Origin of the sequence: Vibrio sp. 1727 (genome assembly GCF_033344415.1) — a bacterium.
Classification (GTDB): Bacteria; Pseudomonadota; Gammaproteobacteria; order Enterobacterales; family Vibrionaceae; genus Vibrio; species Vibrio alginolyticus.
Map to the genome: position 1 here is coordinate 1 of NZ_JAWPOT010000604.1, position 536 is coordinate 536.

The 536-nt window shown below is 44.0% G+C and carries 1 protein-coding gene; it reads right to left on the reverse strand.

Features of this window, described 5'->3' with window-relative positions; all coding sequences use genetic code 11:
- Nucleotides 1-536: GGDEF domain-containing protein (locus tag R8O10_RS27170; RefSeq protein ID WP_318192222.1), on the reverse strand; the 536-nt coding region annotated here is incomplete at both ends.

The following is a 536-nucleotide window of genomic DNA, read 5'->3' on the forward strand; positions in this document are numbered from 1 at the left end:
CATTTGCTGCTTTCGTTTCTCAGAAACACCAACTGAAATCGTGACGGTTTTCAGCTCCGCGCACAATTTATCAGTAACATCCAATCGACTCAGTTCCTGAACGGCTCGCGAAAGCTCTATTTGTGTTGGGTATCCGAGCAAAATAAATTCGTCACCACCAATACGATAGCTTCGCCCAGACCACACTCGATGTATCTTCAGCGAAAGCAATTGCAGCACTTCATCACCGGCTAAATGACCGTAGGTATCGTTGATTTGTTTGAAGTGATTAATATCTAAATAAAGAATCGCCAAATCCTTAGTCACCCCTTGGCGATACTTAACTTGCAAAGAGCGACGATTCCTCAACCCAGTTAAATTATCGGTGTTGGATTGACGATACAGATAGAGAGAAACACAAATTGCCAATACAAGTACGAATAGAAATACCGCTTGGGTTTGTGTTGCCAATCGCACCTCATACTCTAACGCCGTGCGCCAATCTGGACGCAAATCGTATTGAGCCACAATTTTGTCAACGCCCAACATCGCAATCG